The sequence below is a fragment of the Collinsella sp. TF08-11AT genome, assembly GCF_003437035.1.
GTDB lineage: Bacteria > Actinomycetota > Coriobacteriia > Coriobacteriales > Coriobacteriaceae > Collinsella.
Genome location: NZ_QSRL01000001.1, coordinates 128753 through 141428, shown reverse-complemented (window position 1 = coordinate 141428; position 12676 = coordinate 128753). Strand labels below are relative to the sequence as shown.

Below are 12676 nucleotides of genomic sequence, written 5' to 3'. Positions count from 1 at the left end.
TGCAAACGCCCCTAGGCGGCAATCTGACGTTCAATCGTCGGTCGCGTACCGAAGTACGCTTCCCTCCTCTTTCACGTCACCTTGCTCGCTTAGGGGCGTTTTCGCTGACTCATGCTCAACCAGCGACGTTTCCACGCTCATCCGCCTTGGATCGTATTGCCCGTGGCCGGTAGCCGTGCGGCACTGGTCCGCGTGGCGGCGTATAATCGGCGGCAGATGATTCTGACGTTAGGAAACCATGACCGATAGCATGCAGCAGATGGCGCTCGACACGCTCGGCGCCTATTTTGGCTACACCTCGTTTCGCCCGGGGCAGGACCGCATGGTCGATGCGATCCTTGCCGGCCGCGATGCACTCGGCGTTATGCCCACAGGTGCCGGCAAGTCCATTTGCTACCAGGTGCCTGCGCTCATGCTGCCCGGCATCACCTTTGTGGTGAGTCCGCTGCTGTCGCTTATGGAGGACCAGACCCGTGCGTTGCTCGCGGCGGGTGCGCGACCCAGTTATCTCAACTCCAGCCTTACGCCGGCTCAGCAAAATACCGTGCTCAAGCGGGCGCGCGAGGGTCGCTACCAGCTTATGTATGTGGCACCTGAGCGCCTGCTCGAGCCGCGTTTTCTGGCCTTTGCGCAGGAAGCTGCGGCCGAAGGCGGCATCGGCGTTCCGCTCGTGGCCATTGACGAGGCCCACTGCGTGAGCCAATGGGGTCAGGATTTCCGCCCCGCCTACCTGCAGATTCGCGAGTTTATCGATTCCCTGCCGCAGCGCCCCATCGTGGCGGCCTTTACCGCTACAGCGACTGAGCGCGTGCGTGCGGACATTCAGCAGATGCTCGGCCTCCAAAACCCGGCGACGGTGGTGACGGGCTTCGATCGCAAGAACCTCTACTTTGGCTGCGAGGAGATGGGCGACAAGGCTAAGACCGCGTGGGTGCGCGACTATGTGATCGCGCATTCGAGCGAGAGCGGCATCGTGTATTGCTCGACCCGCAAGACAGTCGATGCGCTGGCAGGCGAGCTTGCCGAGGCGCTGGGCCCCAGCGGCATTCGCGTTGGCCGCTATCATGCCGGCATGGGCAACGACGCCCGTCGTCAAAGCCAGCGCGCCTTTATCGACGACGACATTCAGGTGATGGTCGCCACCAACGCCTTTGGCATGGGTATCGACAAGCCCAACGTGCGCTATGTCATCCACAACAACGTGCCCGAGAGCATCGAGGCCTACTACCAGGAGGCGGGCCGCGCCGGTCGCGATGGCGATCCGGCCAGCTGCCACCTGCTGTGGAGCGGCAACGATTTTCGCATGCGCCGCTTTTTGATCGACCGCGGCGATGCGGCCGACGAGGCGCTCGACGACGAGCAGCGCGCATGGGCGCTCCAGAATCGATATCGTCTGCTCAGCCAGATGGAGGGCTACTGCAATACTACCGGCTGCCTGCGCGAATATATGCTGCGCTACTTTGGCGACGAGGCCGCGGCCGAGCATGCTGCTGCGGCTGGTGCGGGCGCCACCGCCACAGACGACGCCGAGGGCTGTGGCAACTGCAGCAACTGCCTCACGCAGTTCGAGGTCGAGGACGTCACCGGTATGGCTCGCGCCGCCGTGCGCTATGTGGCCACGCGCCCCATGCGCTTTGGCAAGTCGCTCATCGCCGATGTGCTTCACGGCGGCAACACCGAGCGCATTCGCCAGATGCATCTGGACGAGGACCGCGGCTACGGTAAGCTGTCGAGCGAATCGGTCGGGCGCATCAAGGACATCATTGGCCAGCTGTGCGGCCGCGGTTATTTGGTCACCTCGCAGGGGCAGTGCCCGGTCGTGGGCCTGGGCCCGCGTGCCGGCGAGGTCGAGGACGAGGCGTTTGCCTTTACCGTTAAGCGTCGCGCGTCCAAGCACAAGGCCTCGGCCCGCGCCCGCCGTGCGGTGGATCTGCTGCGCGAGGAGGCCGAGCTGGATCAGCGCCCGCGCGTGGGCGACGATGCCGAGCTGTTCGAGCGCCTACGCGCCCTGCGCAAGGAGATCTCGACCGAGCTGGAGATGGCGCCGTACATGGTCTTTTCCGACAAGGCCCTGCGCGGTCTGTGCCGTCTACGCCCGCAGACGCGCGACGAGCTTGTCCAGGTCAACGGCATTGGCGAGAAAAAGGCCGACGCCTTTGGCGAGCAGTTTATGGCGGCGATTGAAGAGTTTGAGTCCGAGCATGCACGGGATGGAGCGTAACGATGGCTTTCGACGATAAAACTGACCGCACTGACGTGTCCGCCGTGCCGCTGTACCAGCAGGTCATGGACGACCTGAAGGGCGAGATCGCACGCGGCGTGTACGCGCCCGGCTCGCGCATTCCTTCCGAGATAGAGCTCGCGAAGTCCTACGGCGTGGGGCGCATTACCGTGCGCCGCGCCATCGAGGAGCTGTCGCGCGCGGGGTACCTCAACCGCCAGCAGGGGAGGGGCACCTTCGTGTGCGCCCCCAAGCTCAAGCGCAAGATTGTCCAGAAAGGCGACGTCCAGAGCTTTTCCGAGGGTTGCGCCGCCAACGACATGGTGGCCGGAGCGCGCTTGGTGTCGCGCACGGTGGTTGCGGCGACGCACGAGGACGCGGCGTTTTTTGGCGTGGAACCCGGCTGCGAGCTCATTGTGGTCGAGCGCGTGCGCACGGCAGACGGCGTGCCCGTCATGCTCGAGAACAACGCCTTTGTGCTCGCCGACCATCCCTACCTGCAGACGCTTGCCGATAAGGACCTCGCCGACAACTCGATCTTCTCGCTCGTTGCCGAGCATTCGGGTCGCGCGCCGCTCAAGTCCGACCCCTGCACCGTGGAGATTGCGCTGGCGGATGCTCATGCGGCCCCGCTGCTGGAGGTGCCGGTCGGCGAGCCGCTCTTCTATATGGAGGCCTACTTTACCGACGCCGGCGGACGCCCTCTACTGCTCGGTCGTCAAAAGATCGTGGGCTCGCGCTACGTGTTCGACATCTAACGTCCACAGATAGAACAACATAGAACAAATTTGCCGGGATGACTTCACGGGCGTTATTACACGTGTTATAAATAGGACAACATAGAACGACCGCAGGTACGAGCTGCCGTCGCTCAAAGCCGCCACACAAGGAGGAGCGTCACCGTGAACGCACACGATCTGATTCAGGAAATTATCGAGCGCAAGGGTAAGATCGAGAACGTCTTTTGGATCGCCTGCGGCGGTTCGATGATCGACCTGATGCCGGCTAACGAGCTGCTCAAGCGCGAGGCCACCACGTTTGCCTCGACGGTCTACACGGCACGGGAGTTTTGCCTGATGGCGCCCAAGAGCCTGGGGCCGAAGTCGCTCGTCGTCGCCTGCAGCCACAGCGGCAATACGCAGGAGGTTGTCGATGCCTGCGAGATGGCGCTCGCCGCCGGCGCCGAGGTCGTGACTATGACCGACTACGCGGGCTCCAAGATCGACAACGGCAAGTGGACCACCTGGGTCTATCCGTGGGGCAAGGGCGAGTCGCAGGCCGAGGTCCCGCAGGGCATTGGCGTGCTAATGGCTGCCGAGCTGCTCGACCAGCAGGAGGGCTACGAGGCGCTCGCCGACATGTATGCCGGCCTTAAGCAGATGGACGCGCTGCTGCCCGCCGCCCGCGAGAAGGTCAACGCCGAGCTGGGCGATCGCTTTGCCGAGCTCTGCCAGCAGCACGAGTTCTTCTACATCCTGGGATCCGGCCCCAACTTTAGCCAGACCTACGCCATGGCCATCTGCTCGCTCATGGAGATGCAGTGGCAGCACTGCTGCTACATCCACTCCGGCGAGTACTTCCACGGCCCGTTCGAAGCCACCGAGCCCGGCGTGTTCTACTTTGTGCAGCTCGGATCGGGCGAGTGCCGCCCCATGGAGGAGCGCGCGCTGGCGTTCCTCAACACGCACACCGATACGGTCATGGTGCTCGACGCACTCGAGTACGGCGTGGGCGACGTGCCTGCCAGCGTGCGTTCGTACCTGGAGCCGATCTTCTTCTACAACATGAGCTGCGAGCTGCGCGCCGCCCGCGGCAAGGTGTTCGACCACAGCCCCGAGGTTCGTCGCTACATGGGCATCGAGCAGTACTAGGTAACGGGAATTATCTTTTTTGACGGGGTCTGCGCTGCGCGCGGGCCCCTTTTTGCGTTGTGGCGGCCGGATTCGTGTCTGCGCGAAAACGAAGTCTAATACTTTTCCGCGAAGTGAACGACCTATTTTGGACCCCCGAAGCATCGACATTTTTTGGCGCCAAAACCGCAGGAAAATCTTAATGAAACCGCAGGAAATGGTTCCCATAAAGTGTCGATGCTTCGGGGGCTCATTTTTGCTCGTTCACTTCGCGGAAAAGTATTAGACCTAAATTTGTAAGCGTGTCGTGTGAGCCAAAAAGCGGGCCGCGCCGATGGGTTTCCGGCGCGGCCCGCTTTACATGGCGTCCGTATGGGCGAGGTGTCGCGTCAAGCGGCGGCCTACTTTGCGTCGTACGCCTCGGCGTCCCACCAGTCGAGCTGGGCGATGTTGTCGCGGATGTGCCGGCAGCTCTTGTGGAAGCCCTCGAGCTCGTACTCGGACAGGTCGAGCGTGTAGACCTCCTCGACGCCCTCGGCACCGATCACGCACGGCAGGGAGGTAAAGATGCCCTCCTCGCCATACTGGCCGGTCATGAGCGTGGAGGCGGAAAGCACGGCGTGCTCGTTATGCAGAACGGCAGCGCAGACGCGCGCGGCGGAGTTGGCGACGGCGTACTCGGTGCACTGCTTGCCCTGGTAGGTCACATAGCCGCCCTTACGCGCGAGCTCCTCGACCTCCATGTGGTCAAAGGCGTACTTGTCGGGGTTTTCGGCCTGAAGCTCGGTCAAGCTCTTACCGGCGATGGTTGCGGCCTTAAAGGCGGCCAGCTGGCTAAAGCCGTGCTCGCCGATCATGTAGGCGTCGACGGACTTGGGACTCACGCCAACTTTCTTGGAGATCTCGGTGCGCAGGCGGGCCGAATCCAGGCCGCAGCCCGAGCCGATGATCTTCTTGGGATCGTAGCCGGTCAGGTGCCACAGCTCGGTGCACATGACGTCGCAGGGGTTGGAGATGGAGACAAAGATGCCGTCGAAGCCGGCGTCGACGATGCGCTTGGCAAAGGTGCGCGCGGCGTCGGTGGTAAAGAACAGCTCGCCGTCGCGGCTGCCGGCGGCCAGCGCAACCTTGCCGGCGGCGTTGACGATGACGTCGCAGCAGGCCAGCTCCTCGTAGTGGTCGTAGCAGTTGACGATCTTGGTGTTGTACGGGACAAACGAAAGGGAGTCGCGCAGGTCCTGGACCTCGGACGTCACCTTGGCCTCGTTGATATCGCACAGGTACAGCTCATCGGCAATGCCCTGCATGAGCAGGCTGTTGGCGACATGTGCTCCTACGTGGCCCTGGCCGACCACACCGATCTTACGCGTCTGGTACATATATGTATCCTTTCGGCCGAGTTTCTCGCGTCGAACCATTGTAGCGTCCTGCTGCCACTTTGCTAGACTAAAGCGCCGTAGATTTTTGGGACATGCCTTAATCTCTACTTTTGGAGTGATTTGGGCCGCTGACGGCATCGCTGGGCGATGTGCTCGCGCGGATGGGGCCGCTCGTTGTACCATAGCTGCAACTGACTCGTAAGGAGCATCCATGCCCATTCGCATTCCCGACGCCCTCCCTGCCGCCGCGCAGCTCGAGAGCGAGAACATCTTTGTCATGACCGAGTACCGCGCGCTGCACCAGGACATCCGTCCGCTGCGCGTGCTCATCCTCAACCTCATGCCCACCAAGATCGCCACCGAGACGCAGATCATGCGCAAGCTCTCCAACACGCCGCTGCAGGTGGAGGTGGACCTGCTGCGCACCAAAACGCACGAGGCCACGCACGTGAGCGCCGGCCACCTGGAGACGTTTTACCGCACGTTCGACGACATCCGCGACATCCACTACGACGGCCTGATCATCACGGGCGCGCCGGTGGAGCAGATGCCGTTCGAGGAGGTCGACTACTGGCCCGAGCTCTGCCAGATCATGGATTGGTCCACCACGCACGTGCACTCTACGTTGCATATTTGTTGGGGCGCACAGGCGGGGCTCTACCATCATTACGGTATCCAGAAGTACGACCTGCCGGCAAAGGCGAGCGGCGTGTTCGAGCATTATCTAGTGAAGCCGCAAAGCCCGCTGGTCCGCGGCTTCGACGACCGTTTCTATGCCGTGCATTCACGCAACACCGATGTGCGCCGCGAGGACGTGGAGGCCGAGCCGCAGCTTGAGGTCGTGGCCGTGTCCGACGAGGTGGGCCTGTATATTGTCAAGTCGACCGACAGCCGCCGCTTCTTTGTCTTTGGCCACCCCGAGTACGATACCGACACGTTGCGCCTGGAGTACGAGCGCGACGTGAAGCGCGGGCTCAACCCTCAGGTGCCGGCGCATTACTTCCCAAACGACGACCCCTCGGCCGAGCCGCTCAACGTCTGGCGCAGCCAGGCTCAGCTGCTCTACACCAACTGGCTCAACTACTACGTCTACCAGACCACGCCCTACGACCTAGCCCGCGCCGGCGAGGAGCACTAGACTGCGCTCGTGTAATGAGGCCTGCCAGCGGTTAGGCGCTGATGATGTTGGGTAGCGGTAGGTCGTGGACATCGGTGGGGACGTGGTCGACGCGCTGCTCTTCAAAGGCGATGCCGACGATTTGGCAGTCGGGACGAAGCGTGGGCAGGTAACGGTCGTAGCAACCGCCGCCGTAGCCCAGGCGCGCGCCGGCGCGGTCGAAGGCCACGAGCGGCACGACGATCATGTCGAGAGTTTCGTCAGGCACGATGGGGAAACGGCCGCTGTCGATGTCCGTGGCCGCGAAGGCCTGCGCGGGGTGGGCGATAAACGGAGCCGCGGACGCATCGTCGGCGGCAACTGCCCGCATGCACATGCGTTGGCCACAAGCTGCGGCTTCGGCTGCCGAGAGCATGCACGGATAGGCTACGCGCCAGCCGCGTTTGGCGGCCGCAGCGGCAAACGCGGCTGGGTCGACTTCGGAACCCATCGCGGCATAGACGGCAACGGTGTGCGGCGCCGCGGCATCCAAGCGGCCCAGCAGCTCAACAAGCCGCGCGCAAATGACAGCAGACTTCGCCGCCCACAAGTCCAAATCAAGAGCATCGCGCCGAGCAATCACCGCCCGCCGCAACTCAGCCTTGTCCATCCCGGCTTCCTCTCCCAAACCTACCAAAAAGGGACAGGTTTATTTTGGCAGGTTTTATCTGGGCAAATGTCGAAACCACCACGAGGGTGCAGTTCACTGCCTCCTTCGTGGTGGTTTGTGCCTATGCGATAACGCTACAACGCTGCGGCGATTGCTTCGGTCACAAACTTATTGAGTGACTCGCCCTTCTTTGCCGCTGCCAGCGCCGCCTGTTTGTGGAGCTCAGAGCCCGTTCTTACGTTGAACGAGCCCTTAAAAGCCCGCTCGGGCTCTTTGCCCTTCTCGGCGCAAAACTCAAGGTAATCGTCGACGGCGTCGTGGAAGCATTGCTCCACTTCTTCAGCCGTGGAGCCTTCAAATACGATTGCGTCTCTAATGCCGGCGACCATACCTGTTAGTACACGCTGCTCGGCATCGAACTCGACTGGGGCGAAATAGCCCTTGTATGCCAAAACGTTACTCATGACTGCCTCCGACATCCTGCAGAAATCGAACGATGTTTCGAATGGTCCCCGCTGTCAATTCGTCAGATGGATGAGGCGCGTGCATCACGAACATCCTGCCATCTGATGGCCTGTAAAAGCGAACGCGCGATCCGGATGTCTTGCCCTTGCTGTCCATTTCAAAGCCATATGAGGCCATGACTTTTAAAAAATCGGCATACCGATACGTCGAGGGGCAGCTAAACAGTTGGGCGATGAGTTTATCGGCTCGAGTCATCCCGCCTCACATTCTGCAACTATATTCTAGTTGCAATTTAAGTCCGATGCAAACACTCATAATATAGAACATGTGTACGTATAGAACAAGTGTTCGAATCACCACTGAGAAAGGGGACAGGCACCTTTGTGGTGGTCTGTGCTGTGGAGTGGGCGTCTGCGGCAGTTCGTCTCGATCTGTAACATCTAGGCGGCAATACTGGACCCAGTTGTTACAGATTGAGACAAAGAGCTGGTGCCGTTCGGGAACGTCTCGATTTGTAACAACTGGGTCCAGTATTGCCGCCTAGATGTTACAGATTTAGACAAACTGGTGGGACGGGGTGAGCTGCCCCGCCCAAGCAGAGGCAAAAGAAAAGGTAGATTTTCAGGCATGTCCCAAAAATCTACCTTTGTGCGTTAGCCCAGCAGGTCGACTACGTTGAAGTCGGCGTTGCTCTTGGCGATGACTTCGCGGCCGCCAAAGACGCAGGTGGGCGACTCGGCTGCGATGCGCGTCACGTCGGCGCCGAGCGAGCGCAGCTCACCGGGCGTGGCGGCAAGCATCTGGGCGCGGCGCTCCTCGCGTGCATGCGGATCGAGTCCGGCCAGGTAGGTCGTGTTGCGGCGTTTGGTGAGCGCGTACGGCTTCACGGGCGCGTCCATGCCGCTCACGCAGCTCACGATAAAGCCCTCAAAGGCGGCCTCGTCGGGCTCAAAGCGGCCAAGCCATGCGCCTGCACGCTCCACGCGCTCAATCGAAGGGTCGATTGCCGGGTCGCGGTAGGTGTAGAACGCCGTCTGGCGCTCGCCGGCTGCGCGGAATCCGCAGCCGTATGCACCGCCCTTCACGCGAATCTCGTTCCACAGGTAATCGTAGGAGAGCGCGTTGGCAGCCACGGCCCAAGCGCCTGTCACGTCAATGCCCAGGCGACGCGGATCGCACGCACGCGCGGCAAAGCAGATGTCGCTGGGGATCACGAAAGCCTCGTGGCGGTCGCACGGCGCCGACACCGCGAGCGCGTCGCGGCCGGCACCGTCGCCCGCGCCCAGCCCCAGGTCGCCCGCGGCGGCCCAGTACGCGTCAAAGTCCTCATCGCTGCCGGTAAAGCTCGCCATGCAGCCATCAGCCACAAAGATACGCTCCGCCAGCTCGGCAAGCTTGGCGCGCAGGTCGTCCAGGCGCTCGTCAAAGTGGTCGAGCAGATCGCGCAGGAACAGGTAGAAATCCACGCCCGAAAGTTGCTCGCGCACCACGGCCGAAGGCGAGCTGTAGCTCATCGCGCGACCGAGCGCCGCCGAGTGTCCGTTGTTGATAAATCCCTGCTCAAGACCAATGCGAATCTGTGTGAGCACGTCGCGCACGCGGTCGGCGTCGGCGTCCGCCAGCAGCGTGCTCGACCACACCTCGCGCGGCAGGCTCGCCAGCGCGTCGATCTTCTCGGACAGGGCGCTGGCGCTCACCAGCAGGTAGGGGCGCGCGCCGTCCACGTCGGGCTGCGTCATAACTTCGGTCGTAAAGCTCAAAAAGCCCAGCTTGCCGGCGATCAGGTTGTCGAGTTCCTCGGCCGAATGCTCGCGCGTGGGCAGCTGCTTGAGCAGGCGGCAGAGCAGCGTCACATAGGGCAGGTCCTCAAACGCGACGCAGCTCAGGTCGAAGTACTGCATGGCGTAGGCCAGGCGGTTGGTGGGGATGCCGTGGCGCAGACAGGGGATGGGCGCGGTCGTGTCCACGACCAGCGGCGGCTCGGGGCGCGCCTCGCCAATGTCGGACACGCGCAGGCGCGGCAACGTGGCCTTGGCCTCGGGCGTGTCCTCGGCCTCCTGCGCGGTGCGCAGCGCGGCCGTGCGCTCGACCACATCGGCCAGCTCGGCATCGGTCATGGCATCGCGCTTGGCTGCCAGCTCGGCGGCCTCGGCACCCTCTGCGCCCTCGGCGGCGTCCACCGGCGCCAGCTCGACCAGAGCCATATGGTCGTTCTGCAGCACCAGCTCGCGCAGCAGGTCCTCAAAGTAGCTGCCGTCCAGCTCGCCACGAAGCTCCTCGTACACTGGGCCGTACTTGAGCGCCAGCGTCGCGGCGTCGTCATCGTAGAGCCAGGTGCTCAGCGCGTCGCACGCAATGGCCACGCCGTCGGCGATACCGTAGTCGCGCTGGCGCAGGTCGTATTCGTTGCTGCTGATGATGGCCTCCAGGCGCTCGCGCGGAACGCCGTGCTCGCACAGGTCGCGGCAGGCGTCCTGGAACACGCGGCGCAGCTCGCGCGCCACGCCGGGCTGCGCGTTTTGCAGCATGATGAGCTCGTAGGGCTGCAGGCTCTCGGCCGCGGTGTAGCTCACCACGTTGCCGCCCAGGCCGGCGGCCAGAATGGCCTTCTTAACCGGCGCTTCGTTGGAGCCCAGCAACGCTTCGAACAAGATGTCCGCGGCGATTGTGCGCTTGCGGTCGAGCGCGCTACCCAGCACAAGGCCCAGGCCCACCAGGGCGTTCTCGGGCGTGGTGGCCATCTCGACGCGCTTATACTCGCAGGTCACAGGCGCCTGCACGTCCAGCGGATTGGGCGCCAGCGTGGACGGGTCGTCGCCGGCGGCGACGGCAGCGTCCATGCGGCGGCTCGCGGCGCTCGGCTGCGACAGATAGCGCTCGTCCAAAAAGGCCAGCGCGCGGTCCACGTCCAGGTCGCCATAGAGCGTGATGTAGGAGTTGGAAGGGTTGTAGTGGCGCGAGTGCGTGTCCAGGAACTGCTCGTAGGTGAGCGCGGGAATTGCGCGCGGGTCGCCGCCGCTCTCGTGCGCATAGGCAGTGTCGGGATAGAGCGCGGCGTTGACGGCGTCGTCCAGCACGCTCATGGGGTCGGACAGCGCACCCTTCATCTCGTTGAACACCACGCCGTTATAGCGCAGCGTGCCCTCGCGCAGGCTCGCGGAGCCGCCCTCGCCCTCGCCCTCGACGCTCTCCGGCAGGTCCAGCTCGTAGTGCCAGCCTTCCTGCTCAAAAATGGTGGGCTTGGTGTAGATCGCCGGGTTGAACACCGCGTCCAAGTACACGTCCATCAGGTTGTACAGATCCTGCTCGTTGGTGGTGGCAACGGGGTAGATGGTCTTGTCGGGGTAGGTCATGGCGTTGAGGAACGTCTGCATGGAGCTCTTGATCAGGTCGACAAACGGCTCCTTGACGGGAAACTTGGCCGATCCGCACAGCACCGAGTGCTCAAGAATGTGGAACACGCCGGTGGAATCGGCCGGCGGCGTCTTAAAGCCAATGGCAAAGGCCTTGTTTTCGTCGTCGCACGCTAGGTGCAGCAGGCGAGCGCCCGAGGCGGTGTGGCGCAGCACGTAAGCGTCTGCGTCGAGCTCGGGCACGGTCTCGCGGCGTTCGACGGTAAAGCCGTGGCAGGTGGTTCCGGGCACCAGCAGCGCGGCGGCAGCGGCGCGCGGGTCGGTTGAGGTAGTGGACATATGCAGTCTCCTTTGACGCCCCAACGGGGGCGAATCGAGTCGAATCTCCGAGAGTATACCCATATGGGGCCTTCGACCAATCTGCCGGATGAGCGTGGGTTTTTCTGGCACACGAGCGTGGAAATTCGGACGTCTGCCGCACGAGCGTGGATTTTCGGACGAAATCGGCCGCCAAAAGCCCAAAAACCGTCCAAATATCCACGCTCGCGCGTCAAGTACGTATCTCTCACCTCACATTCATCTCTACGACGAGGGATGAATGTGAGACAGGTATAAGATAAAAATCAATCGGCTTATCGGATGCATATACCGCCATCAGATTGAAGCTGTATGCGGAAATGGATGGACTCTACACCGCTTACGCAAAATAACCCCTCGTTTGCTAAAACATTATAGGAAATGGCGTGGAGTGCTAAAAAGTTCTAATACAATATAAGTCATTTATCTATAGGCTGCTGATTCCTTGTAAAAGTATGGTTGATATGGTTGAGGCAAATAGCGTTATCCCCCTGTACAAACAGATTGTTCGTGCGCTTTCTGATTCAATCGCCAACGGCACGTACCGCCCGGGAGATAAGCTTCCGACCGAGGCGGAGCTTATCGAGCAATTTGGCGTGAGCCGAATAACGGTTCGCTCCGCAATTAAAGAAATGGAAGATGCTGGGCTTGTTGAGAGGGCCCGCGGCAAGGGCACGTTCGTTTCGTCGGACACGCAGATGTATGCCGCGGACGACCGTGAGAGCTTTACCCATTCGTGCCAGCTTGCGGGCAAACAGGCGTCTACCAGGGTTCTCGAAATGGGCTGGGACTTCCCAAGTCTGCGAGACGCGAAGTTCCTGGGCGTAGACGATACCCAAAAGGTATTGCGTAGCCGTCGTCTGCGCCTTGTGGATGGCAAGCCCACGATGCTGGAAACCAATAGCTATTCCGCTGCGCTTTCTTTTTTGGAGCATGAGTCCCTCGATGATTCGCTGATGGCGGTACTCGATCGCCAGGGGATCAAGATGGGTCCCAACACGCGTACGCTCGAGGTCTGCTATGCGAGCGAGCTCGAGGCGGCATACCTTAACGTGGAGCTGGACTCTTCGCTGCTTCTGTTTGTCGATAGACGTTATGCCCCAAGTGGCGAGCCGCTTTTCATCTCCCGTCAGGTGTACTGCACCGAGCGACTGAAGTTCTATTTGTAAATTAGCGATAGATTGGTCGATTTACCGACCAATTGTTACCGTTCGCGGATTTGGAAAATAGACACACCACGTAGGGTAGATTGCTAATATACTTTGTTATGACAATATAGTACGTC

General features: G+C 61.7%; 10 protein-coding genes. 5 read left to right on the top strand and 5 right to left on the bottom strand.

Going from position 1 to position 12676, the window contains the following annotated elements:
* Nucleotides 1–238 precede the first annotated feature (238 nt).
* The 3 genes from DXC79_RS00605 (at nt 239) to DXC79_RS00595 (ending at nt 4092) form a co-directional block, all read left to right on the top strand.
* A complete protein-coding gene (locus DXC79_RS00605) occupies nt 239–2221 on the top strand; it encodes an ATP-dependent DNA helicase RecQ (protein ID WP_117634385.1) in 1983 nt (660 codons plus the stop codon).
* Between the two features lie 2 nt (nt 2222–2223).
* Nucleotides 2224–2979 carry a GntR family transcriptional regulator gene (locus DXC79_RS00600; protein ID WP_117634382.1) on the top strand — a complete coding sequence of 252 codons (756 nt, stop codon included), beginning with the start codon at nt 2224–2226 and terminating at the stop codon, nt 2977–2979.
* Between the two features lie 144 nt (nt 2980–3123).
* The gene (locus tag DXC79_RS00595; RefSeq protein WP_117634380.1) at nt 3124–4092 is read left to right on the top strand and encodes an SIS domain-containing protein; all 969 of its coding nucleotides are present in this window, start codon (nt 3124–3126) and stop codon (nt 4090–4092) included.
* 380 nt (nt 4093–4472) lie between these two features.
* Here DXC79_RS00595 and DXC79_RS00590 read toward each other — a convergent pair whose 3' ends face one another.
* Complete coding sequence (locus tag DXC79_RS00590) at nt 4473–5450, bottom strand: L-lactate dehydrogenase (protein WP_117634377.1); 978 nt, start codon at nt 5448–5450, stop codon at nt 4473–4475.
* A gap of 211 nt (nt 5451–5661) precedes the next feature.
* Between DXC79_RS00590 and metA the strand changes: the two genes are divergently transcribed.
* A complete protein-coding gene (gene metA, locus DXC79_RS00585) occupies nt 5662–6588 on the top strand; it encodes a homoserine O-succinyltransferase (RefSeq protein ID WP_117634375.1) in 927 nt (308 codons plus the stop codon).
* Between the two features lie 31 nt (nt 6589–6619).
* On the opposite strand, the gene DXC79_RS00580 is transcribed toward metA, so the two are convergent.
* From DXC79_RS00580 to DXC79_RS00565, 4 genes are all read right to left on the bottom strand, one after another.
* Nucleotides 6620–7216, bottom strand: coding sequence for a 5-formyltetrahydrofolate cyclo-ligase (locus DXC79_RS00580; protein WP_117634373.1), 597 nt, complete (start codon nt 7214–7216; stop codon nt 6620–6622).
* Between the two features lie 134 nt (nt 7217–7350).
* Complete coding sequence (locus DXC79_RS00575) at nt 7351–7680, bottom strand: type II toxin-antitoxin system HicB family antitoxin (RefSeq protein ID WP_117634371.1); 330 nt, start codon at nt 7678–7680, stop codon at nt 7351–7353.
* Nucleotides 7673–7936: a type II toxin-antitoxin system HicA family toxin gene (locus tag DXC79_RS10295; RefSeq protein WP_117634369.1), complete on the bottom strand. Its 264-nt coding sequence runs from the start codon at nt 7934–7936 to the stop codon at nt 7673–7675. The genes DXC79_RS00575 and DXC79_RS10295 overlap by 8 nt, the downstream gene beginning before the upstream one ends.
* A 398-nt stretch (nt 7937–8334) precedes the next feature.
* Complete coding sequence (locus DXC79_RS00565) at nt 8335–11373, bottom strand: insulinase family protein (protein ID WP_117634367.1); 3039 nt, start codon at nt 11371–11373, stop codon at nt 8335–8337.
* A gap of 482 nt (nt 11374–11855) precedes the next feature.
* Between DXC79_RS00565 and DXC79_RS00560 the strand changes: the two genes are divergently transcribed.
* Nucleotides 11856–12560: a GntR family transcriptional regulator gene (locus DXC79_RS00560; RefSeq protein WP_117563729.1), complete on the top strand. Its 705-nt coding sequence runs from the start codon at nt 11856–11858 to the stop codon at nt 12558–12560.
* Nucleotides 12561–12676: the final 116 nt, after the last annotated feature.